This is a genomic window from Streptomyces sp. NPDC059452, from assembly GCF_042750035.1.
GTDB lineage: Bacteria > Actinomycetota > Actinomycetes > Streptomycetales > Streptomycetaceae > Streptomyces.
In genome coordinates this window covers 59110-86108 of the sequence record NZ_JBHYVE010000019.1, presented here as the reverse complement: position 1 = coordinate 86108, position 26999 = coordinate 59110, and the positions used below count along the sequence as shown (strand labels likewise).

At 70.8% G+C, this 26999-nt stretch carries 30 protein-coding genes; 14 read left to right on the top strand and 16 right to left on the bottom strand.

Features of this window, described 5'->3' with window-relative positions; translation table 11 throughout:
* Window positions 1-6: 6 nt before the first annotated feature.
* Window positions 7-1158 carry a protein phosphatase 2C domain-containing protein gene (locus ACFW9Z_RS24115; RefSeq protein WP_384644473.1) on the bottom strand — a complete coding sequence of 384 codons (1152 nt, stop codon included), beginning with the start codon at window positions 1156-1158 and terminating at the stop codon, window positions 7-9.
* 121 nt (window positions 1159-1279) lie between these two features.
* Window positions 1280-2086 (bottom strand): DUF5710 domain-containing protein, encoded by an 807-nt coding sequence (locus ACFW9Z_RS24110; RefSeq protein WP_384644294.1) that lies wholly within the window; start codon window positions 2084-2086, stop codon window positions 1280-1282.
* 293 nt (window positions 2087-2379) lie between these two features.
* Here ACFW9Z_RS24110 and ACFW9Z_RS24105 point away from each other — a divergent pair, with 293 nt between their 5' ends.
* Window positions 2380-3966: a RodZ domain-containing protein gene (locus ACFW9Z_RS24105; protein WP_384644292.1), complete on the top strand. Its 1587-nt coding sequence runs from the start codon at window positions 2380-2382 to the stop codon at window positions 3964-3966.
* Between the two features lie 59 nt (window positions 3967-4025).
* Here the strand turns inward: ACFW9Z_RS24105 and ACFW9Z_RS24100 are convergent, their stop codons facing one another.
* Window positions 4026-4823 carry a hypothetical protein gene (locus ACFW9Z_RS24100; protein ID WP_384644290.1) on the bottom strand — a complete coding sequence of 266 codons (798 nt, stop codon included), beginning with the start codon at window positions 4821-4823 and terminating at the stop codon, window positions 4026-4028.
* Window positions 4824-4931: 108 nt separating this feature from the next.
* On the opposite strand from ACFW9Z_RS24100, the gene ACFW9Z_RS24095 reads away from it, so the two are divergent.
* From ACFW9Z_RS24095 to ACFW9Z_RS24085, 3 genes are all read left to right on the top strand, one after another.
* Window positions 4932-5462, top strand: a complete 531-nt coding sequence (locus ACFW9Z_RS24095) for a helix-turn-helix domain-containing protein (protein WP_384644288.1) — start codon at window positions 4932-4934, stop codon at window positions 5460-5462.
* Window positions 5463-5496: 34 nt separating this feature from the next.
* Entirely contained in the window at window positions 5497-6183 is a 687-nt protein-coding gene (locus ACFW9Z_RS24090; protein ID WP_384644286.1) for a hypothetical protein, read from the top strand.
* 134 nt (window positions 6184-6317) lie between these two features.
* Complete coding sequence (locus ACFW9Z_RS24085; RefSeq protein WP_384644284.1) at window positions 6318-6659, top strand: DUF2516 family protein; 342 nt, start codon at window positions 6318-6320, stop codon at window positions 6657-6659.
* 59 nt (window positions 6660-6718) lie between these two features.
* Here ACFW9Z_RS24085 and ACFW9Z_RS24080 read toward each other — a convergent pair whose 3' ends face one another.
* From ACFW9Z_RS24080 to ACFW9Z_RS24070, 3 genes are all read right to left on the bottom strand, one after another.
* The gene (locus ACFW9Z_RS24080) at window positions 6719-8278 is read right to left on the bottom strand and encodes a PP2C family protein-serine/threonine phosphatase (protein WP_384644282.1); all 1560 of its coding nucleotides are present in this window, start codon (window positions 8276-8278) and stop codon (window positions 6719-6721) included.
* A 216-nt stretch (window positions 8279-8494) separates the two neighbouring features.
* The gene (locus ACFW9Z_RS24075) at window positions 8495-9634 is read right to left on the bottom strand and encodes an NlpC/P60 family protein (RefSeq protein ID WP_384644280.1); all 1140 of its coding nucleotides are present in this window, start codon (window positions 9632-9634) and stop codon (window positions 8495-8497) included.
* A gap of 289 nt (window positions 9635-9923) precedes the next feature.
* Entirely contained in the window at window positions 9924-10709 is a 786-nt protein-coding gene (locus ACFW9Z_RS24070; RefSeq protein WP_384644278.1) for a class I SAM-dependent methyltransferase, read from the bottom strand.
* A 309-nt stretch (window positions 10710-11018) separates the two neighbouring features.
* On the opposite strand from ACFW9Z_RS24070, the gene mshA reads away from it, so the two are divergent.
* From mshA to ACFW9Z_RS24055, 3 genes are all read left to right on the top strand, one after another.
* Window positions 11019-12371 (top strand): D-inositol-3-phosphate glycosyltransferase, encoded by a 1353-nt coding sequence (gene mshA / locus ACFW9Z_RS24065; RefSeq protein ID WP_384644276.1) that lies wholly within the window; start codon window positions 11019-11021, stop codon window positions 12369-12371.
* A gap of 42 nt (window positions 12372-12413) precedes the next feature.
* Window positions 12414-12926 (top strand): YbjN domain-containing protein, encoded by a 513-nt coding sequence (locus ACFW9Z_RS24060; RefSeq protein ID WP_384644274.1) that lies wholly within the window; start codon window positions 12414-12416, stop codon window positions 12924-12926.
* A 308-nt stretch (window positions 12927-13234) separates the two neighbouring features.
* Window positions 13235-14056, top strand: coding sequence for a hypothetical protein (locus ACFW9Z_RS24055; protein WP_384644272.1), 822 nt, complete (start codon window positions 13235-13237; stop codon window positions 14054-14056).
* Window positions 14057-14133: 77 nt separating this feature from the next.
* Here the strand turns inward: ACFW9Z_RS24055 and ACFW9Z_RS24050 are convergent, their stop codons facing one another.
* A complete protein-coding gene (locus tag ACFW9Z_RS24050; protein WP_384644270.1) occupies window positions 14134-14376 on the bottom strand; it encodes a hypothetical protein in 243 nt (80 codons plus the stop codon).
* A complete protein-coding gene (locus ACFW9Z_RS24045) occupies window positions 14373-14621 on the bottom strand; it encodes a hypothetical protein (protein ID WP_084748079.1) in 249 nt (82 codons plus the stop codon). The genes ACFW9Z_RS24050 and ACFW9Z_RS24045 overlap by 4 nt, the downstream gene beginning before the upstream one ends.
* A gap of 245 nt (window positions 14622-14866) precedes the next feature.
* Between ACFW9Z_RS24045 and ACFW9Z_RS24040 the strand changes: the two genes are divergently transcribed.
* Window positions 14867-15268, top strand: a complete 402-nt coding sequence (locus ACFW9Z_RS24040; protein WP_384644268.1) for a hypothetical protein — start codon at window positions 14867-14869, stop codon at window positions 15266-15268.
* Between the two features lie 74 nt (window positions 15269-15342).
* Here ACFW9Z_RS24040 and ACFW9Z_RS24035 read toward each other — a convergent pair whose 3' ends face one another.
* The 5 genes from ACFW9Z_RS24035 to ACFW9Z_RS24015 all read right to left on the bottom strand — a co-directional run bounded on the left by ACFW9Z_RS24035 (window position 15343) and on the right by ACFW9Z_RS24015 (window position 18011).
* The gene (locus ACFW9Z_RS24035) at window positions 15343-15555 is read right to left on the bottom strand and encodes a hypothetical protein (RefSeq protein ID WP_384644266.1); all 213 of its coding nucleotides are present in this window, start codon (window positions 15553-15555) and stop codon (window positions 15343-15345) included.
* An 85-nt stretch (window positions 15556-15640) separates the two neighbouring features.
* Window positions 15641-15925 carry a hypothetical protein gene (locus tag ACFW9Z_RS24030; RefSeq protein ID WP_384644264.1) on the bottom strand — a complete coding sequence of 95 codons (285 nt, stop codon included), beginning with the start codon at window positions 15923-15925 and terminating at the stop codon, window positions 15641-15643.
* Between the two features lie 14 nt (window positions 15926-15939).
* Window positions 15940-16164, bottom strand: a complete 225-nt coding sequence (locus ACFW9Z_RS24025; protein ID WP_384644262.1) for a cold-shock protein — start codon at window positions 16162-16164, stop codon at window positions 15940-15942.
* A 389-nt stretch (window positions 16165-16553) separates the two neighbouring features.
* Window positions 16554-17069 (bottom strand): hypothetical protein, encoded by a 516-nt coding sequence (locus ACFW9Z_RS24020; RefSeq protein ID WP_384644260.1) that lies wholly within the window; start codon window positions 17067-17069, stop codon window positions 16554-16556.
* Between the two features lie 180 nt (window positions 17070-17249).
* Window positions 17250-18011, bottom strand: a complete 762-nt coding sequence (locus ACFW9Z_RS24015) for a phosphoglyceromutase (protein ID WP_384644258.1) — start codon at window positions 18009-18011, stop codon at window positions 17250-17252.
* A 206-nt stretch (window positions 18012-18217) separates the two neighbouring features.
* On the opposite strand from ACFW9Z_RS24015, the gene ACFW9Z_RS24010 reads away from it, so the two are divergent.
* Window positions 18218-19564 (top strand): MDR family MFS transporter, encoded by a 1347-nt coding sequence (locus ACFW9Z_RS24010; RefSeq protein WP_384644256.1) that lies wholly within the window; start codon window positions 18218-18220, stop codon window positions 19562-19564.
* Window positions 19565-19785: 221 nt separating this feature from the next.
* Here ACFW9Z_RS24010 and ACFW9Z_RS24005 read toward each other — a convergent pair whose 3' ends face one another.
* Window positions 19786-19935, bottom strand: coding sequence for a hypothetical protein (locus ACFW9Z_RS24005; protein WP_384644254.1), 150 nt, complete (start codon window positions 19933-19935; stop codon window positions 19786-19788).
* Between the two features lie 252 nt (window positions 19936-20187).
* A complete protein-coding gene (gene phoU / locus ACFW9Z_RS24000; protein WP_384644252.1) occupies window positions 20188-20865 on the bottom strand; it encodes a phosphate signaling complex protein PhoU in 678 nt (225 codons plus the stop codon).
* Window positions 20866-21062: 197 nt separating this feature from the next.
* Here phoU and ACFW9Z_RS23995 point away from each other — a divergent pair, with 197 nt between their 5' ends.
* Together ACFW9Z_RS23995 and ACFW9Z_RS23990 are read left to right on the top strand one after the other, a co-directional pair.
* Complete coding sequence (locus ACFW9Z_RS23995; RefSeq protein WP_384644250.1) at window positions 21063-22343, top strand: sensor histidine kinase; 1281 nt, start codon at window positions 21063-21065, stop codon at window positions 22341-22343.
* The gene (locus tag ACFW9Z_RS23990; protein WP_003968183.1) at window positions 22340-23020 is read left to right on the top strand and encodes a response regulator transcription factor; all 681 of its coding nucleotides are present in this window, start codon (window positions 22340-22342) and stop codon (window positions 23018-23020) included. The genes ACFW9Z_RS23995 and ACFW9Z_RS23990 overlap by 4 nt, the downstream gene beginning before the upstream one ends.
* A 251-nt stretch (window positions 23021-23271) precedes the next feature.
* Here ACFW9Z_RS23990 and ACFW9Z_RS23985 read toward each other — a convergent pair whose 3' ends face one another.
* Complete coding sequence (locus ACFW9Z_RS23985) at window positions 23272-23949, bottom strand: DUF461 domain-containing protein (protein WP_384644248.1); 678 nt, start codon at window positions 23947-23949, stop codon at window positions 23272-23274.
* Between the two features lie 685 nt (window positions 23950-24634).
* On the opposite strand from ACFW9Z_RS23985, the gene ACFW9Z_RS23980 reads away from it, so the two are divergent.
* The 3 genes from ACFW9Z_RS23980 to ispF all read left to right on the top strand — a co-directional run bounded on the left by ACFW9Z_RS23980 (window position 24635) and on the right by ispF (window position 26787).
* A complete protein-coding gene (locus ACFW9Z_RS23980; protein WP_003953493.1) occupies window positions 24635-25117 on the top strand; it encodes a CarD family transcriptional regulator in 483 nt (160 codons plus the stop codon).
* A 394-nt stretch (window positions 25118-25511) separates the two neighbouring features.
* Window positions 25512-26279, top strand: a complete 768-nt coding sequence (gene ispD / locus ACFW9Z_RS23975) for a 2-C-methyl-D-erythritol 4-phosphate cytidylyltransferase (protein ID WP_384644246.1) — start codon at window positions 25512-25514, stop codon at window positions 26277-26279.
* The gene (gene ispF, locus ACFW9Z_RS23970) at window positions 26269-26787 is read left to right on the top strand and encodes a 2-C-methyl-D-erythritol 2,4-cyclodiphosphate synthase (RefSeq protein ID WP_384644244.1); all 519 of its coding nucleotides are present in this window, start codon (window positions 26269-26271) and stop codon (window positions 26785-26787) included. The genes ispD and ispF overlap by 11 nt, the downstream gene beginning before the upstream one ends.
* Window positions 26788-26999: the final 212 nt, after the last annotated feature.

Below are 26999 nucleotides of genomic sequence, written 5' to 3'. Positions count from 1 at the left end.
AAGTGGCTACTCCTGGGTCTCCACGACATCGGCGACCACGCAGCTGACGTTGTCGGGGCCGCCGGAGCCGTTGGCGAGGGCGACGAGTTCGCGGACGGCCTGCTCGGGGTCGCCGGTCCCGGAGAGCACGCGGTGGATCTCCTCGGTGGTCACGACGGTCGACAGTCCGTCGGAGCAGAGCAGGTACCGGTCTCCCCGACGGGCGTCGTGGAGGTGCAGATCGGGGCGTCCGCCGGCGCCCGGGCCCAGGGCGCGCAGCAGCAGCGACCGCTGGGGATGGGCGGCGGCCTCCTCCGGGGTGAGGCGCCCTTCGTCGACCATCGACTGCACCAGGGTGTGGTCGTGCGTCATCTGGAACAGTTCTCCGTCCCGCAGGAGGTGGACGCGGGAGTCGCCGATGTGGACGAGGGCGAGCTGCGACCCGGTCCAGAGCATCGCGGTCAGCGTCGTACCGACTTCTTCGGGAGAGGCGGGAGAGGAGGACGAGGCGGCAGAGGTGGTTGATGCGGATGTGGTGGTCCCGGCCTCGGCTCCGGTCCCAGTCCCACTCCCGGCGGAGCCGTTCACAGCATGCTGGGCCAGCTCGACGGCGTCTTCGAGGACATCGAGGAGACTCCCCGCCGGGAGGCCGTCCGTTTCGAGGTGCCTGAGCGCGTCGACGGCGGCCGCGCTCGCCCGGGCCCCTTCGCTGCCGTAGCCGTCGGCGACGGCGAGCAGGCGGGCACCGGCGTGGACGGTGTCCTGATTGCCGCTGCGCGCGAGGCCCGGGTCGGACAGGGCGGCGTAACGGATTTCCAGCGGGGTGGTGGCCTGGGACATGGCGGAGTCCTTCCGTGACAGATGGTCGATGAGGAAGGAGGCGAGGTCTCGCCGCGCGGCGGTGTCGGCCTCGACCTGGGCCCAGAACGTACGGATCTCCTGGGCCGCCGCAGCCGGCTCCAGCGTGCCGATGTGCTGGATACGGGCCAGGGGCATCCCCAGCCGGCGGAGCCAGGCGACCAGCCGGGCCCGGTCGAGCTGTTCCGGTGCGTACAGGCGGTAGCCGCTCACCGGGTCGACGCGGGCGGGGGTCAGCAGTCCGAGCTCGTCGTAGAGGCGCAGCGCCTTCGGCGACAGACGGGACGCCTTCGCGAACGTACCGATGGTCAGCAGCCCCATGCCCCGCTCCTCCCTCATGCCGGGCACGTCGCCCGGCTCCACCGATGCTGTGGCCTGCCCCAAGGTGAAGGTCAACTGCCGGGGGAGCGCACCTCTCAGGCAGAGGGGCTGGAGGCGCTGATCAGTTCCCTGAACCGGTCCGCGCAGGGGGTGGCATGCGGTCCGAGGGAGGTACGGGACGAAGGGCTTCGGCCGTGACCTCGGCGTCGACCTGGGCCGGGATCGTGCCGCCGCCCGAACGGAGGGTCTTCTCCGCGACGCGGGCACGGTCCTTCGCCTCGGGGGGTGGGGCGAGGGTGATCCCGGCGTTCGTCAGGATTCCCAGGTCCAGGCTCCAGACGGTCTGCGAGCGCTCTTCCCACAGCGTGAAAGCGTCCCTGACGTGCCGGTGGGCCTGTGACTCGCTCATCCCGGTGACCTTCACCAGATGCGCGAAGGCCTGCGCCTCGATCCCGCGGACCTGCGCGTAACCGAAATGCGTGACCGTATGGCAGTCGGTGCACAGACAGATCAGCCGCTTGAGGGTCTGCACCCCTGCCACGTGGTCGAAGGCCCACCGCTCATGGGCCTCCAGCCACCGCTTGGCCGCGCGGTCCTCGGCGGCCCCGCAGATCTCGCAGCGCCGTCCGGCCCGCCGGGTGATCATGCGGCGGAGGCGTTCCCAGTCCCTCTGGGCCACGCAGGAGCGGACGTTGGTGAACCAGCAGGTGCTGGGCACCAGGTCGACGAAGAGCTCGCTGCCGAGGGCCCGGTTCTCGCCGGGCAGCAGGTCGGGGACGTCCGGGGCGGGCGCCCAGCGCTGAAGTTCCGCCATCCCGGCGCGGGGTGCGTACCAGCGCTTGGCGGCAGGGTCCCAGCGTGCCCCGCCCTTCTTCGCCTCGTCCTTCTCGGCGAAGGGAACGTCCAGCCAGATCCGCTCAACTGCCATGGAATCCCCTCAGGTTGTCTCCGAGATGCTGATGGCGCGATTCGAGATTCGAGATTCGAGATCTGCGATCTGCGATCTGCGATTCGAGATTAACGAACGAAGCTCTGCCCGGGGTGCTCTTCAGGGTGACCGCAGCCGACCGATCAACTCTCTCCGTACTGATGCCAGTTGGCGTACGGCTGGACCTGCATCAGTTGTTTCAGAAGAGATGTTGTGAACTTGGCCGACTCCGGCCCTTCACGATTCCTGTCCGGCGGCGCCGCTATCCTTCCCTGGTCATGGGGGTGATGGGCGTGTCCGCAAGCATCGGGCCGGGTCGGTCGATCGGCCGTGGCCGGTACGTCATCGAAGAGCTGATCGGTGAGGGCGGCATGGCGGCCGTTCACCGTGCTCGGGACACGGAACTCGACCGGGTCGTAGCGGTCAAGACGATGAACTCCGTCGTCGCCGCGGACCCGCAGAGCCGTGAACGGTTCCGGCGCGAGGCGCGGGCCGTGGCCGCCATCAACCACCCGAACGTCGTGGTGATCCACGACGTGGGCGAGGAGGAACTGGCCACGGGCAGCGTCCCGTACCTCGTCATGGAGCACCTCGACGGCAAGCCCCTGGCCGAGTGGCTGCCGCCCGTGCCCGGCGTGTTGCCCCTGACCATGGTGTTGCGGTTCGTGTCCGGCATCCTTGCCGCGCTGGAGGCCAGCCACGCGCGCGGCATGGTCCACCGCGACATCAAGCCGGCCAACGTGATGGTCACGGCGAGCGGCGCGGTGAAGGTCATGGACTTCGGTATCGCCCGCGCCCTCGACCACCAGGGCACTGCGCTGACCGGTACGGGCTTCACCATCGGTACCCCGCACTACATGGCGCCGGAGCAGTTCGAGCCGGGCCGCGCCGTCGACGGGCGCTGCGACCTGTACGCGACCGGCATCGTGCTGTTCCAACTGCTCGCCGGGGCCGTGCCGTTCGACGCCGACTCGGGCTTCCGGATCGGCTATCTGCACGTCACCGCGGAGCCGCCCGCCCTGGCCTCGCTGGGCGCGGACGTACCTCCGGAGGTGGAGGCGCTGGTCGCCCGGTCCCTGGCCAAGGCACCGGAGGACCGCTTCCCGGACGCCGCGACGATGAGGGCCGAGGTCGAGCGGATCCGGCAGTACCAGAGCACTTCGCCCGCGCGGGCGATGGAGGGGACGCCCGCGCCGGTCCCGGTCGATGCCCCGGTAGGTGCCCCGGCCGATGCCCCGATCGGTGCCCCGGCCGATGTGCAGGTCACGCCGACCCCCACCGCCCTGTCCGCCGACGGTATCCACCGCCTGGACACCGTCCCCGCCCCGCCGCGACAGCCCCCTGCGCCGCAACGGGCCGGGGCGGCCGGCCGCCGTAGGCCCGGGTCCCGACTGGTCATCGCGGCCGTCGCCGCCGTCGTACTGGGCGCCGCCGGGTTCGGTGGGGCCGCCTTGCTCAACTCCGGAGGCAGCACCGCCGGGTCCCCGTCGGCCGGGGCGAAGACCTCCACCACCGGAACGGCGGGCCCGACCCCGGACACGACGTCGCAGCCGACCACACCCACGACGGAGGAAGACAACGGCGACGAGGACAAGGGCCAGGGCCAGGACAAGGGCCAGGGCGAGGGCAAGAGCGAGGTCACGGTGACGGCCACCGCCGAGGGCCGCCGCGCGTGGCTCTCGGCGAAGGACAGCAAGGGTGACGTGCTGTACGACGGGCTTTTGGAGAAGGGCGAGACCAAGACGTTCAAGGACACCGACCGGATCGACGTCATCCTGGGCGACTCGGGTGCGATGCGCCTCGTGGTCAACGGCAGGGAGATCACGGACAAGTTCGAGGACAACTTGGTGCAACGCCTCAGCTACACGCCCACCGACTGACCCTGGCATCCAGCTCGAACGGTGCTGACGGTCCCCGACCCACCATTCGGGCAGAAGGCTCAGAGCGTGAGTACAGGCCGAGTGGAGAAGTCCTCGCAGATGCCTTCACCGTCCGGGCCGTACGCGAACTCGGCCATGGCGGGGTTGCGGTTGGCGGTGGCCAGGGGCAGCCATGCCAGCATGCGGCCATACCCCCCGCACACCGACTCGCCACCGTCACCGCCATGGGCCGCGGTGATGTCGCTCGTCAGCTCCGTGCGGTAGGTGTCGTAGGCGATGCGCAGGCCGAAGCCGTTCAGCTGCTCATGCGGGCCGGTGCGGTCTCCGTAGGGGATGCGGTCGAGGGGGCAGTCATTGCCCCACCGGAACAGCGTGTCCGCGCCCGCTCCGCAGGCGTGCTCCCACTCGTCGGAGCTCGGCATCCGCAGACCACGGGCCGCGAGGACGGCCGGCATGTCGGCAGGCGGTTCGGTCAGGTTCTCGTCCTCCACGGCCATGAGCACCGTGGCCAGAATGACGTTCCGGCGGGGGCTGAGCACCTGCGCGAGGTGGGCTCGCAGATCGGGGCCCTGGCCAAAGCCCTGATCCAGGCTCTCCGCATAGTCGGCGGCCTGCTCAGGCGTCGGCTGCCAGGCGTTGAGATCAAATCCGAGCGTCACTGTGCCGCCGGGTATCAGGGCGAACTCCTGACTGTCCCGCTCGATCCGAACCCGGTGCAGCGGAGCACCGAGATGCTCAACGGTCTCCACGGCGGTCACGTGGCCGTCCACCTGGTGCGCGGCCTCTTGGGCGATGCGACGTGCGGCAGGCAGCTCGAAGGACCGCCACTGGTCAAGACTGAGTTCGGCAAGCGACATGGATCGCAGTGTCGCACTCAGGACTGACACGGCCCGCGACGCGTGGTGTGCGACACTTTTGCAAGCATGTGCTTGCAATAGTTAGCAGAGGTGTTGCAGTATCGAGTCATGGCATCACTCAACGTCGGCAATCTCGGTGAGTACCTCCGGGAGCAGCGCCGTGCCGCGCAGCTCTCGCTGCGGCAGCTCGCCGATGCCGCCGGGGTGTCGAACCCGTATCTCAGCCAGATCGAGCGCGGCCTGCGCAAGCCCAGTGCGGACGTGTTGCAGCAGGTGGCCAAGGCGCTGCGGATCTCGGCCGAGACCCTCTACGTACGGGCGGGAATCCTCGACGAGCGGGAGCGGGAGGAGTTGGAGACGCGGGCGGTCATTCTGGCCGATCCGTCGATCAACGAGCGGCAGAAGAACGTCCTGCTGCAGATCTACGACTCCTTCCGCCGCGAGAACGGGTTCGTGCCCGAAGCGGATGAGGCGGATAAGGCGGACGACTCGGACGAGGCTGATGAGATGACCGGCGCGACCGAGACGGATGAGACGGGCAAGGCGGGCGCGGAGCGCGATGCTGGAGCCGGTATCGGCGACGGAGCCGGTGCGGATGCCGAAGAAGACGCCAGGAAAGACGACCACCCTCACAGCTAGCAGCTGGTTCTGATGATCCGGGAGGACCACAGTCATGGCCATCACCGATGACCTGCGCAAGACCCTCACCGACCGCACCCCCCTCTACTTCGCCGCCGGCACCGCCGACCTGGCCGTGCAGCAGGCGCGTAAGGTCCCGGCGCTGATCGAGCAGCTGCGGGCCGAGGCGCCCGAGCGGTTCGAGGCCGTACGCAACACCGACCCCAAGGCCGTGCAGGAGAAGGTGACCACGCAGGCCAAGGAGGCCCAGGCCACCGTGCAGGCGAAGGTCACCGAGGTGTTCGGCTCGTTCGACGCCGCCGACCTGAAGAAGCTCGGCGAGAGCGCTCAGGACCTGGCCCTGCGCAGTGTGGGCATCGCCGCCGAGTACGCGGTGCGGGCCCGGGAGACGTACGAGAAGGTCGCTGAGCACGGCGAGCAGACCGTACGAACCTGGCGCGGTGAGACGGCCGACGAGATCGTCGAGATCGCCGCCGTCGTGGAGGCCGAGCCGAAGCCCGCCGCGACGAAGAGCGAGCCCAAGCCTGCCGCTACCAGGAGTGAGCCCAAGGCCGCCGCCGTGAAGCCGACGGCCGTGAAGCCCGCGCCTGCGGAGGCCGAGCCCGTCGCGCCTGTGGAGACCAAGGCCGCGCCCGTCGAGGCCAAGGCCGCCCCCGCCAAGAAGGCTCCCGCCCCGCGGAAGCCCGCGGCCAAGAAGACCCCGCCGCCCGCCGACAAGTGACCCGGACCCCGCCAGCTCCGTCCGGCGGGTCCGAAGCGTGACCGGGGCGCGGGGCGGGCACCTTTACGGGTGGCCGGTTCGTTGTCCCGGTACCTTGGCCGCAGGGCGCTCATCCACTCACTAGGCGGTACACCATGTTGCTCGCAGGATTCGGCTCACTCATCCAGCTCCTCTATCTGGCGATGCTGGTGCTGGCCGTGGTCGCTTTCGTCTTCGCGGCGACCGCCCGGGAGGACGCCTACCGTGCCGCCGACAAGAAGAAGAAGTCCTTCTGGCTGATCATTCTCGGCGTCGCCATCGCTGTGAACCTCTACCCCTTCTTCCTCTTCCTTCAGCTCGCGGGTGTGGTCGCGTCGATCGTGTTCATGGTCGACGTACGGCCCGCGATCAAGGAGGTCTCGGGCGGTGGCGGCGGTGGCCGCCGGGGCGGTTCCAGCAGCGACGGGCCCTACGGCCCGTACAACGGTGGGCGCTGAGCAGGGCCCCTACGACGGTGGGCGCTGAACAGGCCCCTACGACGGCGGGCGCTGAGCGCTCACGGCAGTAGCGGTTGATACGGGGTCGGGGCGGGGCATGACGCGCTCCGGCCCCGTCGCCGTATCCGCTCCGGGTCGCGGCCCAGCAGCAGCACCGCCACGTCGTCCGTCAGCTCGCCGCCGTGTCGCTCCCGCACCTCGGCGACCGCGGTCTCCAGCAGCTCCTCGCCTGCCAGCCCCTGCTCCAGCCGGCTGTTGACCATCGCGACCATGCCGTCCTGGCCGAGCCGCTGACTGCTGCCCGCCTCCACCCGGCCCTCGATCAGCCCGTCCGTGTACATCATCAGGCTCCACGCCCCGCCCAGCTCGACCTGACGGCGCGGCCACCGGGCGCGCGGCAGCAGTCCGAGCGCCGGGCCGCCGTCCTCGTACGGGAGCAGCAGCGCCGGTCGGCCGTGGCGGGCGAGCAGGGGTGCGGGGTGCCCGGCCAGGCAGAGGCCCGCGCTGCGCCCGTCGGGGGCGATGTCGACCGTGCAGAGCGTCGCGAAGATCTCCTCGCTCTGCCGTTCGTGCTCCAGCACCTGCTGGAGCGTGGAGAGCAACTGGTCGCCGCAGAGCCCGGCCAGCGTCAGCGCCCGCCAGGCGATCCGCAGCTCGACCCCGAGCGCCGCCTCGTCCGGGCCGTGCCCGCAGACGTCGCCGATCATCGCGTGGACCGTGCCGTCCGGGGTGCGGACGGTGTCGTAGAAGTCGCCGCCGAGGAGGGCGCGGCTGCGGCCCGGCCGGTAGCGGGCCGCGAAGCTCAGGTCGGAGCCCTCCAGGAGCGGGGTGGGCAGGAGGCCGCGTTCCAGCCGGGCGTTCTCCTGGGCGCGCAGCCCGGACTCCGTCAGCTGGTGCTGGGCGATGTCGGCGCGCTTCCGCTCGACGGCGTACCGGATCGCGCGGCTCAGCACCCGAGCGTCCAGCTCGCCCCGGAAGAGGTAGTCCTGCGCCCCGACCCGTACCGCCTCGGCCGCCAGCTCCGTGTCGTCCTGCGCGGTGAGCACGAGGACCGCGTGGAGCGGGGCGATTCGGAGTACGTGGGTGAGGACGGCCAGTTCCTCGGCGCGGTGCGGGGTGGGTTCCGGCCGGTGGTCCCCGTCGCCGGACGCGAAGGCGGTGCCGGTCGTCGGCACGGGCAGCGCGAGGTCCAGCAGGATGCAGTCGACGTCGTCGGTGAGCAGCCGCCCGGCCTCGGTGAGGTTGCGGGCGGTACGGATACGGACCCGGGTTCCGGCCGCCGCCGAGAGCTCGGGGCCGGTGATGCTGCCCGCCGGGTCGTCCTCGATCACCAGGACGGTGAGGTCGCCGCCGCCATGGCTGGTCTCCGCAGCGGGAACGTCACGCTGCGGAGGTACGGGTACGGGCGCGGGTGCGGGCATCGGTTCGGGTTTCCTTCCCTCCCCCCGAGGGCGCGGCGGGACGACGAACGACGCCCTGCCAGTCGGGGACGATAGCGTTCCCCGGCCGGGGAACGGAATGGCACAGAGGGACCGGCCCCTGTCATATGCGCCGTCATAAGCCGCGTCCCGGCACGGATCCGGCGGGATGGGGCGCCGTGGGGGCGGCGGAGAGCCCATGACAAACATCACCCGCGCACGCACGTGCGAGGTGGCGCCGCTCACGTACCCGTACGTGTGACGTGGCGGCGCTCCCGTACCCGTACGCGCGAGGTGGCGCCGCTCACGTACCCGCGCCTGCACCCGTACGTGCGCCCAATCCCGTTACCCGCGCCGCATCCCGTACCCGCGCCTGCACCGGCACGCGCACCCAATCCCGTGCGCGCGTCCCCGTTCCTACTTGTCCGGCCGGACCACGCCCAGGATCTTCATCGAGCCCGCGCCTGCCAGGGTGACGTTGCGGCCGGGGCGCGGGGAGTGGACCATCGTGCCGTCGCCGACGTACATCCCGACGTGGCTGGCGTCGGCGTGGTAGATGATCAGGTCGCCGGGGCGCATGTCCTGGATGTCGATGCGCGGCAGCAGCCGCCACTGTTCCTGCGAGGTGCGGGGTATCGGGCGCCCCGCCGCCGCCCAGGCCTTCGACGTCAGTCCCGAGCAGTCGTACGAGCCGGGGCCGGTGGCCCCCCAGACGTACGGCTTGCCGATCTGCGCCGTCGCGAAGGCCACGGCGGCCTTGCCCGCCGAGGTCGCCCCGCTGCCGGCGTTCTCGATGGTCTGGACGGGCCGGGTGGCGAGCCAGGCGGTGTGGGCCCTGCTCGCGGCCTCCCGTTCCAGCTGGCGGAGCCGGGCGCGCTCCTTCTTCTCCAGCCGCGATTCCAGCTTCTTCGCCGCGGCTATCTGCGCGTTGATCTTCTTCTTGGCCTTGGCCTGCTTGACCCGGTTGGTTTCGAGCTTGTGCCAGTTGGTGCTCGCGTCCTGGGTGTACGTCTCCAGGTCCTCCTGGGTCCGGCTCAGCTCGGCCAGGACCGTCTGGTTCGCCTGCTGGCTCTGCCGGACCTTGTTGATGCCGTCCAGGAAGAGCTTCGGATCGTCGCTGAGGACCAGCTGCGCGCCGGGCGGCAGGCCGCCGTTGCGGTACTGCTCGCGCGCCTGGGCCCCCGCCTGGTCCTTCAGCTCGGCGATGCGGGCCTGGCCGTCGACGATCGCCTTGGCCAGCTTCACGATCTCGCCGGACTGCTTCTTGGTCTGCTCCTGGGCGAGGTTGTACGCGTCGGTCGCCGCTCCGGCCTTCCGGTAGAGCGTCTCGATCTGCTCGCGGACCTTCTCCAGCTCCTGGTCCGAGGCGGAGGGGGACGTGGAGGGGGAGAGCGGAGAGGCGGGAGGGAGCGGAGCGGAGGGCACCGTGACGGAAGCGCCGGGAGGGGGCGTCGGCACGTCCGGGATCGGCGCGGCCATCGCCTGGACCGGGACGGTCAGCAGGCCCAGCGCACAGACCACCGTGATGGCGGCAGCGGCACAGCGGCGTCGGTTCACGAGCTCCCCCTCCGGGCTGAAGCCCCGGGCCGGTCTCCGGGGTAAAGCACCAGATAGCGTACGACTGACTTACCGTCAGTAACATGCGAGCGACGTCGCGATCGTGCCACGTCGTCCCGTAAAGCAACAGGGGCGTGCGGCACCTGACGCGTCACATGACGGACCCGCCGGGCCACTTGACGCCCTCTCCCCACCCCCAGGACGAACGACGCACCTGCGACGTTCCCCCGAAGAGCATACTTTCGCCCGAACGGGGAGATGTCCGCGCAGGAGGCTGCCGGGGGATTGTTCAGCGGCCGTTGGGCCGCAGGGCATCCCACCCGACGGTGACCTCGCCCTGCCGCCACCGCCGTACGCCGTCCGCCACCGGCCAGTCGCCCGCCACCGCCCGCACCGCCGCGATCCAGCGCTGCCGGGCGCCGAGCGAGGCGTACGGGGAGGCGGCCGCCCAGGCCCGGTCGAAGTCGCGCAGGAACGCGTGGACCGGCTCGCCCGGGACGTTGCGGTGGATCAGCGCCTTCGGCAGGCGCTCCGCGAGATCGGAGGGGCGCTCCAGCGAACCGAGCCGGGTCGCGAAGGTCACCGTGCGCGGCCCCTCGGGCCCCAGCGCCACCCACACGTGCCGGCGCCCGATCTCGTCGCAGGTCCCCTCCACCAGGAGCCCGCCGGGGTCGAGCCGGGAGCAGAGCCGGGCCCAGACCTCGGCGACCTGGTCCTCGTCGTACTGGCGCAGCACGTTCGCCGCCCGGATGAGCGTGGGCCGCACCTCCAGCGGGATCTCGAAGCCGCCGTGCACGAAGGTGAGGCCGTCCCGCTCGTACGGCTTCGCCGCCGCGACCCGCTCCGGGTCGATCTCGATGCCCGCCACGGCGGTGCGCGGCTCGGCGGTACGCAGCCGGGCCAGCAGCTCGACGGCGGTCCAGGGGGCGGCTCCGTACCCGAGATCGACGGCCAGAGGGGTGTCGGCGCGGCGCAGGGCGGGGCCGTGGGTGGCGGCGATCCAGCGGTCCATGCGGCGCAGCCGGTTCGGGTTGGTGGTCCCGCGGGTGGCGGTGCCGATGGGGCGCTGGCGCATGCGGTGAGCGTATGCGACGGGGGAGGGGCGGGTACGCGGGTGCCCATGGGCCTTTGGGCCTTACGCGGGTGCCCTCGGGCGGTACGGAGCAGGTGTCCACGGACGCGAGAGGGGCCCGGGGCGGGGTGGTCGCCCCTCCCGCGTCCGGGTGGTTGCCCCTCCCGCTTCCGTGTGGTCGCCCCTCCCGCGTCCGTAATGATTTGGCAAAGAGGAAATGAAAGGCGGGATTCCGCTGTTCTCGCCCTTCGGAGGGCCCCGCGCCCCTTCGTGGCATGCCCTGAGTGAGCCTGAGTGAGGAGTACCGACGACGTGAGCCAGTACGTCTCCCGGCTCGGCTCCACCCGGACCGGCCCCCGCATCAGGTTCCCCGGCGGCTTCCCCGGAACCTCCCGCAAGCCGCGCCGCATAGCGATGCTCTCCGTGCACACCTCCCCGCTGCACCAGCCCGGCACGGGCGACGCGGGCGGGATGAACGTCTACATCGTCGAGCTGGCCAAGCGCCTCGCCGCGATCAATATCGAGGTCGAGATCTTCACCCGGGCCACCACCGGCTCACTGCCCCCCGAGGTCGAGCTGGCCCCCGGCGTGCTGGTCCGGCACGTCGACGCCGGGCCGTACGAGGGGCTGGCCAAGGAGGACCTGCCCGCCCAGCTCTGCGCCTTCACGCACGGGGTGATGCAGGCCTGGGCCGGTCAGCGCCCCGGCTACTACGACCTCGTGCACTCCCACTACTGGCTCTCCGGCCAGGTCGGCTGGCTCGCCGCCCAGCGCTGGGGCGTCCCGCTCGTGCACGCGATGCACACCATGGCCAAGGTCAAGAACGCCGCGCTCGCCGAGGGCGACACCCCCGAGCCGGCCGCCCGCGTCATCGGCGAGACCCAGATCGTGAACGCCTCCGACCGGCTGATCGCCAACACTGCCGAGGAGGCCGACGAGCTGGTCCGCTTCTACGACGCCGACCCCTCCGCCGTCGCCGTCGTGCACCCGGGCGTCAACCTGGAACGCTTCCGCCCTGCCGACGGCCGCGCCGCCGCCCGGGCCCGGCTCGGCCTGCCGCAGGACGCGCTGATCCCACTCTTCGCGGGCCGCATCCAGCCGCTGAAGGCCCCGGACGTGCTGCTGCGCGCGGTCGCCGTACTCCTGGACCGGGACCCGTCCCTGCGCTCCCGGATCGTGGTGCCGGTGGTCGGCGGGCCCAGCGGCAGCGGTCTGGCCAAGCCCGAGGGGCTCCAGAAGCTGGCCGCGCGCCTGGGTATCGCCGACGTCGTACGGTTCCATCCGCCGGTGGGCCAGGACCGGCTGGCGGACTGGTTCCGGGCCGCGTCGGTGCTGGTCATGCCCTCGTACAGCGAGTCCTTCGGCCTGGTCGCCATCGAGGCCCAGGCGGCCGGTACGCCGGTGGTCGCGGCGGCGGTGGGCGGGCTGCCGGTGGCGGTACGGGACGAGGTCAGCGGCTTTCTCATACCCGGCCACGACCCGGAGGCGTACGCCCGCGCACTGGAGCGGTTCGCGGACGCGCCGGAGCTGGTCGAGCGCATGGGGGCGGCGGCCGCGGCGCACGCGCAGTCCTTCGGCTGGGACACGGCGGCCTCGGGAACGGCCGACGTGTACACGGCGGCCCTGGCCGACCACCGCCGCCGGGCGCGTACGCACCACGGCTGATCCCCTCCTGCCCGCCGCTTCGGGCTGCCGTACGCTCGCTGCATGGCTGACGTACCCGATGAGACAGCAGCGGCCCAGGTCATCGAGGCGACGCTGAACGATGCCGGGCTCGCATGGGAGAGCCCCGCGCGCGGCAACTACGTCGTCACGCTGCCGGGCACCCGCAAGCTGTCGACGACCTGTTCGCTGATCGTCGGCAGGCACTCCCTCTCCCTCAACGCCTTCGTCGTCCGCCACCCGGACGAGAACGACGCCGAGGTGCACCGCTGGCTCCTGGAGCGCAACCTCCGCCTCTTCGGAGTGAGTTACGCGATCGACTCGCTCGGAGACGTCTACCTGGCCGGCAAGCTGCCGCTCTCCGTGGTCACTCCGGAGGAGCTGGACCGGCTGCTCGGCACGGTCCTGGAAGCGGCCGACGACTCGTTCAACACCCTCCTCGAACTGGGCTTCGCCAGCTCGATCCGCAAGGAGTACGCGTGGCGGGTGTCGCGTGGTGAGTCCACGCGCAACCTCGACGCGTTCACGCACCTGATCGAGCGCGCGTCCGGCGACTGAGGGCGCTGGAGAGCCGGTACGCGCTGCCCAGCTCGGCCCAGTCCAGCCCGGCCCAGTCCAGCCCGGCTCGGCTCGGGCTGGTCCGGCCCGGCCCGGCCCGGCCCGGCCTGGTCCGGCCCGGTCTGGCCCCACAGTGCATTCACAGGATGATCACATCAGAATCACGATCGTGCCGTGGGGGTCGCAGGGCGTGAATCGCTCAGGGGTTCGATCGTAGGGTGAAGGTCACTGCGACGGTCCCTCCCAGGACGGGCATCAACTGCCGTACGGGAAGCGGCGCGTTGCTTCCCGACACGGAGAGATGAACCATGCGCGCCACTGTCGTACGCCGTACCGCCCTCGCCGCCTGCGCGGTCTCCCTGACCCTGCTGGCCACCGCCTGTGGCGGCTCGTCCGACGCCGACACCGACGCCGAGGCCGGGAAGAACGGCAAGACCGGCAACGCGGCGGACTCCAGCAGCTCGGCCCCGAAGGAGCAGGCCAAGGCGCTCGGCGCCGCCGAACTGGAGGCCGTCTCCCTGGAGCAGGGTGACGTCAAGGGCCACAAGGTCACCAAGGCGGGCCCGGACGACGAGGTTCCGGGGGCCGGTCTGAAGGCCGACAAGGAGGCCTGCCTGCCGGTCGTCCACGCCATGTCCGGCGTGGCGGCGGACGGTTCGAAGGCCACCACCAAGCGCAAGGTGGTCGCCGATCCGGTGAAGGGCGCCGAGAAGTCGATCGAGGACATGACGGAAGGCGCGGTCGAGGACGCCATGAAGGCCGCCTTCGACCTGACGTCCACCTTCGTCGCGCTGAACGCGTACGACGGGACGGCGGGCCCGGACGCGTACGCCGCGGTGAAGAAGGCCGCGGCGGAGTGCGCGGGTGGCTTCACCGCCACGGTCGCGGGCGACGAGCAGAAGTTCGTCTCGATCACCGAGGAGAAGATCACTGGCGGCGACGAGGCGGCGGCCTGGACGCTCGTCCAGGAGGACGGCAAGGAGAAGATCGCGTACAAGCTGATGGCGCTCCGTAAGGGGAGCACCGTGGCGACGTTCTTCGCCTTCAACCTGACGGCGGGCGCGGACGGCGGCGCGAAGTTCGCCCTGCCGACGGAGGTTGTGGCGGCGCAGGCGAAGAAGCTCGGCTGACCGGCCCGGCCGCACATCCCCTGCCCTCCGCTCTGACGGCCGCTCCGGTGCCAGGGCGGAGGGCAGGGCGGCGGCCGTCAGGGCAGGGGGACGAGCCGGACGACGGTGACGGTCAGCACGGACCGGGAGACGTAGTAGAGGACGATGGCCCCGGAGACGGTCGCCTCGCGCCGGTCCCGCTCGCGCTTGACGGCGGATGAGGCGTGCCCGTACGGCTCCCTGCCCAGGGTGCGGGCCATCTCGTCCCGGAAGGCCTGGCCGTCACGCATCTTGGCCAGGGTGTCGTCGGCGGGCGGCGCGTAGGAGATGCGGAAGCTCAAGCGACGCTCCGCCTCTCGGCCTCGTCCTGCGCCAGCCGGTCCAGGATCTGTTCGGCCTCCGGATCGGGGACGGCCTCCAGCATCCAGTGCCGCATGACGGCCTGGATCTCGTGGACCCCGGCCTCGTTGATGGCGAGGTCGAACTCCTCGCGTCTCTCCTCGGGCAGCGCGGCCCGGATGTCCGGGATGCTGTTGGGCACCTCGACCTCGGTACCGCCGACGAAGGTCTTCAGAGACTCGCCCATGATCGCTCTCCCCGATCTCCTTGCCCTTGCCCCTTGGTGTGCGTCGCCCTGGCTGGGGGGCTCGGGGCCACCGTAGTGCGTGGGACCCCCGGTTCGGCCTCCGACCGCAGGACCGGTGTACGACCGAAATGTGTTCGGACCGTACGACGGCCGGCTCGGTCCGGGGGCGGGTGCGGTATTACGGTGACGGGGCGGGTGCGGGGTGCCGATCGGGCGAAGGGGAAACGGGGCCGGGGGCGGAGCGGATGGGGAGACGACGGCGGAGCGGTGAGCTCACCGCTCCGGAGGCCGAGGCGATGAAGCGCTACCGGGAGCTGCGGCGACGGGGCATTCCGGGCCCGATACCCCTGGACGGGCCGAGGATCCGGGCGAAGGTGGAACAGGGGTGGCGAGGGGCGAGCTTCCGCGTCTTCTTCCCCGTGGCGGGCTTTCTGCTCTGTGCCGGGGGCGGGCTGACGATCGCGGTCGGCGTGATGCTCACGAACCGCGGCGAATCCGTCCACGCCTCGCTCGTCGTCCGGGGCGTCATCGTGGTGGGCTTCGGCGTCCTGGTCCTGATCGGCCATCCGGTCAAGGTCCTGCTGGCCCGGCGGCGGTGGAAGTACTTGCTCGCCATGGAGGGCAAGGGCGGGAACAGGGAGAGCTGACGTCGGTGGCGGGCCGGGAGCCGAGCCGGGCCGGGTGTCAGGCGGCGGTGTCGGACGCCGCTCCCGGCGGTGTGTCAGGCGTCGACGCCTACGGTCCCGGTGGCGCGCAGACGCCGCCGCCTGATCCGGTGGACGAGCATGTTCACCGCGAAGTGGGCTGCGGTCGCTCCGGCCAGCACCCGGACCCAGAGCGGGGATACGGAGCTCGCCGCCGTCCAGGAACCGGCGATGATGACGAGCCAGTCGAAGGCCGTGGGCTTCTCACTGAACATCTGCCACTTGGCCACGACTTATCCCCCCAGCCATATGATCCGCTCCCCTTGTTCCCCATCTCCTTGCCCCCGTCCCGGTGTTCCCGGTCCCGTTGTTCCATCAGGCAACGGACGAGGCACGGGCGAGAACGAAGCGCGGCCACTCGGCCTCGGGGATGTCCTCCTGGTGGGGGTCGAGAATACCGATCCAACCGTCGACCGCCTGGCTCACCTGGACCTGGAACCCGGGACGGTCGGCGAGCCCGACATGGATCAGGCAGCAGTCCCGCAGTTCGTCGATCTCGAACTCCGCCACGATCCTGTGACCGGCCAGCACGGCCCGGGCCTGCTCGACCAGATGCCGGGCGCGCTCGGTCGCGGAGTTCGCTGAGCTCGCGGAGTTCATGGAGGCCATGAAGGTCACGCGGTCCGAGGCACGATGCTCACGGCGCGGTAGTCGTACCCGTCCTGCCGGAAGCCCGGGGCCTCCCAGGTGAGGTCGACGCGCTGCCCGGCAGCCAACGTACGGAAGCCGCTCGACTGGATGTCGGAGTAGTGGCCGAAGCAACCCCCGGGAGTCTCGGCGGAGTCGAGCACACCCCACCCTTCCTCGTCGTCCCACTCACGAACCGTCGCAGTCACCATGCCGGAACCCTACGGGACCCGCGCTCCGGCCCGGGAAGAGGTGCTGGACATGAGCGGCGTCGGCTGCCCCACCGCTCAACGGCCGATCGCGTACAGGGCCGTTGTCAGTGCCGGCCTCTAGAGTCTCAAGCGCGTGGTCGGCTTCCGGGGGTTCCAGCTCTGAAAGGAATGGTTGCATCCCCGGCCTGTCCGGGGGCGGCCCGGAGAAATCGTCCGGGACCCAACCGACGGCCGGGCTTTGTCGATGGCCAGCGGATGACCTGCCAGAGCCGACCACGCACCCACCCACCCACCCACCCTCCCTCCCACCCTCCCTCCCTCCCTCCCTCCCGGTGGGCATCACCTGATCCGTGGCTGGGCCGGACCGCTGTCATCCACCGTCGTCGATCTCAGCCGTGGATATCGGCTGTCCCGCACTGCCCCCGTCGGCAGTCGTCGCCGCGCTGGTGCAGCCGTCGAAGGTCTTGCAGGGCAGCGACAGGGAACGGGTGCAGCACCCACTTCTCCCGGTATCCGGCCTCGCCGTGAATCCGCAACACCGTCCCGGCGGCTTCCAGTACCGCGTGACTCAGCACGCCGCGAGGCTGTGTGGAGCTCCAGGAAAGGGTGCCCGCCTCGTCGGGCAGGTCCCAGCTCGTCGACATGTCCGGGAACCGGTGGACGGCGATGGCCACGTCTGTTCCCCGGCGCCGGAGGCGCCATCTCAGCTCGGCGGGTTCGAGATCGAACGAGACACGTTGGGCAGGTGAGTCCGCGTAGAGACCGGCCATGGCATGGAGCAGGTCGGCGAGGGCATCCGTGCAGTAGCTGACGGAGTCCTCGTGCTCCGAAGTACCGTCGGCGATCCGGTACGTGGCCCATCCCGAGCCGCTCAGCTCCCAGCCGAACCGGAGATCATCCGCCATGCGCGTCCCTCCCGAGGGGATCATCGTCTCCGCCATCGATGGACGGGAATGTCGTAGACAATTCCGCACAGGGCGGCGGGTACGACGGTGTCCGTCGTCTCCACGGCCGCCGCCCCAAGGCACACAGAAGAGCCCCCTCCTGCTCGCGAAACCGCAGGTAGGGGGCGTCTCCGTGGGCGGTTACTTCTTCTTGCCCTGGTTCTTCACGGCCTCGATGGCGGCCTTGGCCGCGTCCGGGTCGAGGTACGTGCCGCCCGGCTTCAGCGGCTTGAAGTCGGCGTCGAGCTCGTAGGAGAGCGGGATGCCGGTCGGGATGTTGAGGCCCGAGATGTCCTCGTCCGAGATGCCGTCCAGGTGCTTCACCAGACCGCGCAGGCTGTTGCCGTGGGCGGCGACCAGGACCGTGCGGCCGGTGAGGAGGTCCGGGACGATGCTGTCGAACCAGTGCGGGAGCATCCGGACGACGACGTCCTTCAGGCACTCCGTGTCCGGGCGCAGCTCCGGCGGGAGGTCCGCGTAGCGCGGGTCGTCGAACTGGCTGTACTCGTCGTCGCGGGCCAGCGGCGGCGGCGGGGTGTCGTACGAGCGGCGCCAGAGCATGAACTGCTCCTCGCCGAACTCCGCCAGCGTCTGCGCCTTGTCCTTGCCCTGGAGGGCGCCGTAGTGGCGCTCGTTCAGGCGCCAGGAGCGGCGGACCGGGATCCAGAGGCGCTCCGCGGACTCCAGGGCCAGCTGCGCGGTGCGGATCGCGCGGCGCTGGAGGGAGGTGTGCAGGACGTCCGGGAGCAGACCGGCGTCCTTGAGCAGCTCACCGCCGCGGACTGCTTCCTTCTCGCCCTTTTCGGTGAGGTTGACGTCCACCCAACCGGTGAACAGGTTCTTCGCGTTCCATTCGCTCTCGCCGTGGCGGAGGAGGATCAGCTTGTACGGTGCGTCGGCCATGAGTCCGAGCGTAATCGAACCCGCGCTGCCCCCGCGCGCCCGCCCGCGTACCGGACAGGGCCCCGCAGCGGTGTCGGGCGCGCCCGACGATTGACGGCGGGCGTCAATCCGGTGGCGGGTGAGGCGTCGGGGTTCGTAACGTTCGGATGGTCGTCGGGAGCCTTACCCGAGGCGATCTTGCCGTACGTCCCGTGGGGGGAAGCCGCATGTCCGTCGCCGGTCTCAGAACTGCCGTCCGGGAGACCGTCTCCGGGCTGCCCAGAGAGTTCTGGTGGCTCTGGCTGAGCACGCTGGTCAACCGGCTCGGCGGCTTCGTCGCCACGTTCATGGCGCTGTACCTGACCCTGGACCAGGGCTACTCGGCCTCGTACGCCGGTCTCGTCGCCGCCCTCCACGGGCTCGGCGGGGTCATCTCCTCGCTCGGCGCCGGAGTGATGACGGACCGGCTCGGGCGGCGGCCCACCATGCTGATCGCACAGCTGTCGATGGCCGTGTCCGTGGCGGTGCTCGGGTTCATGGAGCACCCGGTCGCCATCGCCGCCGTCGCGTTCCTCGTCGGCATGGCGAGCAATGCCTCACGCCCTGCCGTCCAGGCGATGATGGCCGACATCGTGCACCCCAAGGACCGTATCCGGGCCTTCTCGCTGAACTACTGGGCCATCAACCTCGGGTTCGCCGTCTCCGCCGCCGCGGCCGGGTTCATCGCCGAGTACAGCTACCTCGCCGGCTTCCTGGGCGAAGCCCTGATGGTGCTCGCGTGCGCCGTCGTCGTCTTCCTCAAGGTGCCGGAGTCGCGGCCCGCGCAGGCCGCCCCGGTGAAGACCGCCGGCGGCAAGCGGGCCAAGGACGACGTGCGGATCACCACCGTCCTGCGCGACGGGCGCTTCATGGGGGTCGTGGGGCTGTCGTTCCTGGTGGCGCTGATCTTCCAACAGGGGTACGTGGGGCTGCCGGTGGCGATGGGGGCGGACGGGCTCTCCAGCTCCGACTTCGGGACCGCCATCGCCGTCAACGGTGTGCTGATCGTGGCCCTCCAGATCCCCGTCACCCGCTTCATCCAGCACCGCGACCCGCGCCGGCTGCTGATCATCTCCTCGCTGCTCGCCGGGTACGGCTTCGGGCTGACCGCCTTCGCCGGGTCCGTCGCCGTGTACGCCCTGACGGTCTGCGTCTGGACCCTCGCCGAGATCGTGAACGCGCCCACCCAGACGGGGCTGGTCGTGCAGCTGTCACCGGCTCAGGGCCGGGGCCGCTACCAGGGCATGTACACGATGTCCTGGTCGGTGGCGGCCCTCGTCGCGCCCCTGATGTCCGGCTTCGTGATCGACCACTACGGCGCCGCCTGGCTCTGGGGCGCCTGCGCGGTGATCGGTACGGTGGCGGGCTTCGGCTACTGGCTGCTGATGCGCAACCTGCCGCGCGAGGAGCCCGTCGGGGAGGAGCCGGTCCCTGTCGGGGAGGGGCCCGTCATCGAGCCCGCTCCCGTACCCGCCCAGGCCCGGCCGGACCAGGCCGAGCCCGACCCTTCGGCCGCCGTGAAGCGCGCGGGCTGACCCCCGGCCCCGTAGGAGCGACGAGGACGAAGGCGAAGACGAAGACGACGGCGCTCGCCCGCCTTAAAAGAAGGCGACTGCGCCCGCTCGCCTCAAGAGAAGACGACGGCGCCCGCCCGCCTTAAAAGAACCCGCCTTAAAAGAAGACGACGGCGCCCGCCCGGAGAACCGAACCCGGGCGGGCGCCGTCCGCGAACGCTGTACGAGATGCGCGGCGCCGGTCAGCCCGAGCAGCCGCCGCACTGGCACGGGGCCCCGGACTGGCAGCCGCACCCGCAGCCCGAGCCGCATCCGCAGGCGCCGAGCACGGTCAGGTGCACCACTGCGGTCGGGGTCTCCTGCTGGGGTTCGGTCATGGGGGAATCGGCCATGGTCCCTCCTCAGGGCGTACGGCTGGGCGGCGGACGCCGGTGCGCCGCCGCCGGGGACGTGACGACATGGCGCGCACCTACCGCGTACGGCCATGGCGCCGTCCCCGCCCCATTGCATGCCCAGCCCACCCGGCGCATCAACGGCGCACACGTGCAGGAACGCATGTGCGACTGGTGTGCGCCGGGAGCGTACGGGGTGCCCCGGAGTGACCCCGTACCGGTTACGAGGTGTCCTGCATGGCCCCGTAACGGTTACGAGCCCTCCACCGGCGTCGCCGCCTGGATCTCGTCCGCGTGCTCACCCGTCACCAAGTAGACGACGCGCTTCGCCACCGACACCGCGTGGTCCGCGAAACGCTCGTAGTAGCGGCCCAGCAGCGTCACGTCGACGGCCGTCTCGATGCCGTGCTTCCAGCGGTCGTCCATCAGGTGCTGGAAGAGCGTGCGGTGCAGCAGGTCCATCTCGTCGTCGTCCTGCTCCAGCTGGAGCGCGAGGTCGACGTCCTTGGTGATGATGACCTCGGCGGCCTTGGCCATCAGCCGCTGGGCGAGCTGGCCCATCTCCAGGATCGTGGCGTGCAGGTCGTGCGGGACCGCCGACTGCGGGAAGCGCAGCCGGGCCAGCTTCGCCACGTGCTGGGCGAGGTCGCCGGAGCGCTCCAGGTCGGCGCTCATCCGCAGCGAGGTCACCACGATCCGCAGATCGGTCGCCACCGGCTGCTGACGGGCGAGGAGGGCGATCGCGCGCGCCTCCAGGTCGTGCTGGAGCTCGTCGACCTTCTGGTCACCGGCGATCACGCTCTCCGCGAGCTTCAGGTCGGCGTCGAGCATGGACGTGGTGGCCCGACCGATCGCCGATCCGACCAGCCGGGCCATCTCGACCAGGCCTTCTCCGATCGAGTCGAGTTCCTCGTGGTAAGCGTCGCGCATGGAAGTCCCTCTCCAGTTCCAACTGAGGCCGGGGTCTCGGACCGACCCCCACGGTGACACGGTGGGGCCGCAACGCGTCCGTATCCGGCCCCCTAAGTGAACCGGCTCCATCCCCTCGGTGAACTCTGGGCGACGAGTGTTCGAGATGGCACTCGGACGGCTGGGAGAGTGTCGGCGCACCCGCATAACCTTGAAGCATGGACGTGAACGCGGCGGTCGCCGCAGCTGCAGCGATCGCCGGTCTCTGTACCGGTGTGATCGCCATGCTGGCGTTCCGCTGGAGCGAGCGCGACCTGAAACGGCCCACGCGTACGTCACTGCGGCCGGACAGCAACGCGGCCCTGCCGCCCGGGGTGGACACCGTCCTCTCCGTGCTCAGCTCCTCCGCCGTCGTGCTCGACGAGAGCGACAGCGTGGTCAAGGCCAGCTCCGCCGCGTATGCGCTGGGCCTGGTCAGGGGCGGCCGCCTGGCCGTCGAGCCGATGCTCAACATGGCCCGCGACACCCGGCGGGACGGCGAGATACGGCAGGTCGAGCTGGACCTCCCCCGGCGCGGCACCGGCCGGGGGGACGCCCTCGCTGTCTCCGCCCGGGTCGCCCCGCTGGGCTCGCGGCTGGTGCTGCTGCTGGTCGAGGACCTCACCGAGGCCCGCCGGATAGAGGCGGTACGGCGCGACTTCGTCGCCAACGTGAGCCATGAGCTCAAGACCCCCACGGGAGCGCTCTCACTGCTCTCCGAGGCGGTCATGGACGCCTCCGACGACCCGGAGGCGGTGGAGCGGTTCGCCGGGCGGATGCAGATCGAGGCGACCCGGCTCACCAACCTCGTACAGGAGCTCATCGACCTCTCCCGGGTGCAGAACGACGACCCCCTGGAGGACGCCGAGCCGGTCAAGGTGGAGGTGCTGGTCGCCGAGGCGATCGACCGCTGCCGCCAGCAGGCCGGCTCCAAGCAGATCACCATGGCCTCCGGCGGCACCGAGGGCCTCACGGTCTGGGGCAACCGGGGCCAGCTCGTCGGCGCGCTCGGCAACCTCGTCGAGAACGCCGTCAACTACAGTCCCGCCCGCACCCGGGTCGGTATCGCGGCGCGCCGCACCCCCGGACCGGGCGGGGACCTGATCGAGATCGCCGTGACCGACCAGGGCATCGGCATCTCCGAGAAGGACCGCGAACGGGTCTTCGAGCGGTTCTACCGCGTCGACCCGGCCCGCTCACGGGCCACCGGTGGCACCGGTCTCGGCCTCGCCATCGTCAAACACGTGGCCGCCTCGCACGGCGGGGAGGTCACCGTCTGGAGCTCCGAAGGACAGGGCTCCACCTTCACCCTCCGGCTGCCCGAATCGGGCGTCGTGAGGGAGCGCACCACCGGCGGACCCCTTATCGTCAACGGCGTCAACGGCGTCAACGGCGATGACAAGGGACCGTTCGAGACCGACTCCTATGACCCCTTCCCTGCCCCGGAGGCTCTTCCGTGACCCGAGTGCTTGTCGTCGAGGATGAGGAATCCTTCAGCGACGCCCTGTCCTACATGCTGCGCAAGGAAGGTTTCGAGGTCGCGATCGCCGCGACCGGCCCCGACGGTCTGGACGAGTTCGAGCGCAACGGCGCCGACCTGGTCCTGCTCGACCTGATGCTGCCCGGCCTGCCCGGCACCGAGGTGTGCCGCCAGCTCCGCAGCCGTTCCAACGTTCCGGTGATCATGGTCACCGCCAAGGACAGCGAGATCGACAAGGTCGTCGGTCTCGAAATAGGAGCCGACGACTACGTCACCAAGCCGTTCTCCTCGCGCGAGCTCGTCGCCCGCATCCGCGCCGTCCTGCGCCGCCGGGGGGAGCCGGAGGAGGTCACCCCGGCCGCCCTGGAGGCGGGCCCGGTCCGGATGGACGTGGACCGCCACGTGGTCACGGTCTCCGGCGGCAAGGTCGACCTCCCGCTCAAGGAGTTCGACCTCCTAGAGATGCTCCTGCGCAACGCGGGCCGCGTGCTGACCCGGATGCAGCTCATCGACCGGGTCTGGGGCGCGGACTACGTGGGCGACACCAAGACCCTCGACGTCCACGTCAAGCGCCTGCGCGCCAAGATCGAGCCCGACCCGGGCGCGCCGCGCTACCTCGTCACGGTGCGGGGCCTGGGGTACAAGTTCGAGCCGTAAACCGCGGACGACGACCGACCACGCGAAGGGGCGCTTCCCGACCGGGAAGCGCCCCTTCGCGTGGTGCGCGTGCTGGTGTACGTACGCGGGTGGCGGCGATCCGGAACGTACGCCGCCACGGCGATCGTGACGTACGAGGGTGGCGTCAGCCGTTCGCCCGGGCTCCCGGGCGCGTCAGGCCGGTTGCGTACGCCATCGGGTCAACCAGTCGCGTACGCCGTCGGGTCAGCCGGTCGCGTACGCCGTCAGGGTCAGCCGGTCGAGGTCTCCGGGGAGCCCTCGGTGCCGCCCTGCTGCTCCGTACCGGCCTCCGGGGACTCCGGAGCGCCCGGGGTCTCCCCGGCGGGCGGGGCCGGCGTCTCGGAGCCGCCCGCGGCGGGCGTGTCGCTGGGCTTCGGCGCGGGGGCCTCGGGCAGCGCGCTGGGGCCGAAGTCCTTGTAGTAGCCGGTCGCCGGGACGACCGTCGCGCCGAGTCCGACGTCGCCGGTCCGGCTCAGCTTGAAGACGACCTGCTGGATGTTGCCGTCCTGCGCGGCCTCGCGGCCCTTCTCGATCACGGCGGAGGCGTTGCCCTTGCCGCCGATGACGACCTGGCCGCCGGCCGGGATCTCCACGGGGCCCTTGCCCCCTGCGGCCTGGAGCTTCACCTGGGCGTCGGTGCCGGGCAGCGTGATGCTCTCCAGGACCTCGGCCTCGGTGCCGTCGTTGAACAGCGTCGCCGAGACCACGGCGGGGCCCTCGTCCTCGGGCTCGGCCTGCGTGATCACGTTCACGTTCTGGACCTTGACGGTGCCCACCGAGGTGGCCGCGTTGTCCGGCCTGACCTGGAGGGTCTCCGCGTTGTTGCCCGCTGCGCAGGCGGACAGGGAGACGATCGAGAACGCGATGGCAGTGGCGGCGAGAGCGCCGTGTCGAAGGCTGCGGCTCACGGCGGCGGCAACTCCTTGAACGATCGGACTGCGGACTTCGGACGTCGGGCGGTGGGCTGCTCGCCCCGCGGACGGCCGGCGGGAAGGGGTGACGTAAAGCCGTCCTAAGGGTGTGTCAGCGGCCTTAGGCTACCGAGCCACCACTCCCGCCCCGCACCCGACCCGCCCCTTGGGGCCTCCGGCTCCTCCCGGGGTGCATTTCCGGAGGCTCCGGCGCGGTCCGGGGCGGGGCGTGCGCCGGTCCGGTGTCCGCCCCGGCGGCCGATTCGACATGCGCCGTTCACATAATCGCGGTGATCAATTTCTCCGGCCGCACCGCATTCCGCGCGAAAAGGCGTCGTGGGGAGGGTGCGGGGAGCATGTCTTGATCAATTTCATCGGCCACCCGCACTTACCTCCGTACGGGTGATCGAGAGTCGAACGGCGTACGTAAAGTTCGCCATCCGGAACCCGACAAAACGGGACTTTCGCCCTCTTCTGTGAGGCTTCCGGACTGTGTGACGTGAGTGTTTCCCTCCCGTCGCACAGCCGCTCCGACCTGCGAATACCGTCTTCCGGAAGCCTTCCGCAGCACGTCCGTGTTGCTGTTGTCAAGCCCTGAGATATGCCCTGACCTGCGAAAACGCCATTCAGGAGAGTCGATTCTCGTGTTACTCTGGATAGCCACGGAAGGGGTACCTGTCACATGACGTTCAAGGTTGGCGACACCGTGGTCTATCCCCATCACGGGGCCGCGCTGATCGAGGCTATCGAAACTCGCCAGATCAAAGGCGTGGACAAGACCTACTTGGTGCTCAAGGTCGCCCAGGGCGACTTGACGGTTCGTGTGCCGGCGGACAATGCGGAGTTCGTGGGCGTGCGCGACGTGGTCGGGCAGGACGGGCTGGACCGGGTCTTCGAGGTGCTGCGCGCACCGTACGCAGAAGAGCCGACGAACTGGTCCCGGCGTTACAAGGCAAATCTGGAAAAGCTCGCCTCGGGCGATGTCATCAAGGTCGCTGAAGTAGTGCGTGACCTGTGGCGTCGTGAGCGCGAGCGCGGTCTCTCCGCCGGAGAGAAGCGCATGCTCGCCAAGGCCCGCCAGATCCTGGTGAGCGAGCTCGCTCTCGCGGAGAACACGAACGAGGACAAGGCCGAGGCCCTGCTCGACGAGGTTCTCGCGTCCTGAACCGGATCGCACCGGTCGTAAGAATGTGCCGCGGTGCCCGCTGACCAGCCGTTTGTACGGTGTGTCGTCGGGCGCTGCGGCATGTCCGGACCCGGACCGGAAGCCCGACTTCCGGTAAGGCCGATTGCCGGTACCCGAAATGCCGGTTGCCGGTACCCGACTGCCGGTGACTCCGTTCACAACTCCGTTCACCGTGCACTGCGGATCGCCTGTTGAGTTCGCCGTGCACCGCTGATCGCATGATCGCCGCCGCGACTCCGCTCGATGCTCGACCGGGTGTCACGGAAGGGGCCCGGGTCAAGCCAGAGGGCGTCGCGCCCGGCTTGCTGGGCCCCTACCCACGTCGCCCGTGGAAACAAACCTGCCGAACCCCCGGACCTTCGGAGTGCACTCGATGACCTCGACGCCGCCCCCGCCCGATCGCCCGCGCCCCCCGCGTACCGCAGCCGTGATCCCCGCCGCCGGGCGGGGTATACGGCTCGGCCCCGGCGCCCCCAAGGCCCTCCGGGTGCTCGGCGGCACGCCCATGCTCATCCACGCGGTACGCGCCATGGCGGCCTCCCGGGCCGTCTCCCTCGTAGTGGTCGTCGCTCCGCCGGAGGGCGCGCCCGAGGTGAAGCACCTCCTGGACGAGCACGCCCTGCCCGAGCGCACCGACTACCTGGTGGTGCCCGGCGGGGACACCCGGCAGGAGTCGGTGGGCCTCGGCCTCGACGCGCTGCCCGAGGACATCTCCGTCGTCCTGGTCCACGACGCCGCCCGCCCCCTGGTGCCGGTCGACACGGTGGACGCGGTCGTCGAGGCCGTACGGAACGGGGCGCCCGCCGTCGTTCCCGCCCTGCCGCTCGCCGACACCGTCAAGGAAGTCGAGCCCGCCACGGTGTCCGGCGAGCCGGAGCCGGTGCTCTCCACCCCCGTACGGGCCAGGCTGCGCGCGGTGCAGACCCCGCAGGGCTTCGACCGGGACACGCTGGTGCGGGCCCACGCCGAGGTCGCGCTCGACGGCGAGGGCGCCACGGACGACGCGGGCATGGTCGAACGCCTCGGCAAGCCGGTCGTCGTCGTCCCCGGCCACGAAGAGGCGTTCAAGGTGACCCGGCCGCTCGATCTGGTGCTGGCCGAAGCGGTACTCGCGCGCAGGAGGGCCAACGATGGCTTCTGAGAACCCCGCGGCCGGGGCCCCCGGCGCCCCCGTCATCCCGCTCGTCGGGATCGGCACCGACATCCACGCCTTCGAGGAGGGCCGCGAGCTGTGGTGCGCGGGCCTGAAATGGGAGGGCGAGGGCCCCGGCCTGGCCGGTCACTCGGACGCCGACGTCGTCGCGCACGCCGCCTGCAACGCCCTCTTCTCCGCCGCCGGCCTCGGCGACCTCGGCCAGCACTTCGGCACCGGCCGCCCCGAGTGGTCCGGCGCCGCCGGGGTGACCCTGCTCACCGAGGCCGCCCGGATCGTCCGCGCCGAGGGGTACGAGATCGGGAACGTCGCCGTCCAGGTCGTCGGCGTACGCCCGAAGATCGGCAAGCGGCGCGACGAGGCGCAGAAGGTGCTCTCCGCCGCCGTGGGCGCCCCGGTCTCGCTCTCCGCCGCCACCTCGGACGGCCTCGGCTTCACCGGGCGCGGCGAGGGGATCGCGGGGATCGCCACGGCGCTGGTCTACCGGGCGCGCTGACGTCTCCGGTGTGCTGATGCACACCTGACGTCTCCGGTGTGCTGATGCACAGGGGCGCGCTGCCCCGATCTCGCCCGCATCGTGCGTCCGCGCGCGCCCACGTGCTCGCCCCCCTTCCTTCTGTTCCCGCGTCACCCTTCCGGCGGGACACGGCGAGCAATACGGGTGACGCGGGAGCAGGCAATACGGGTGACGCGGGAACAGAAGGAAGG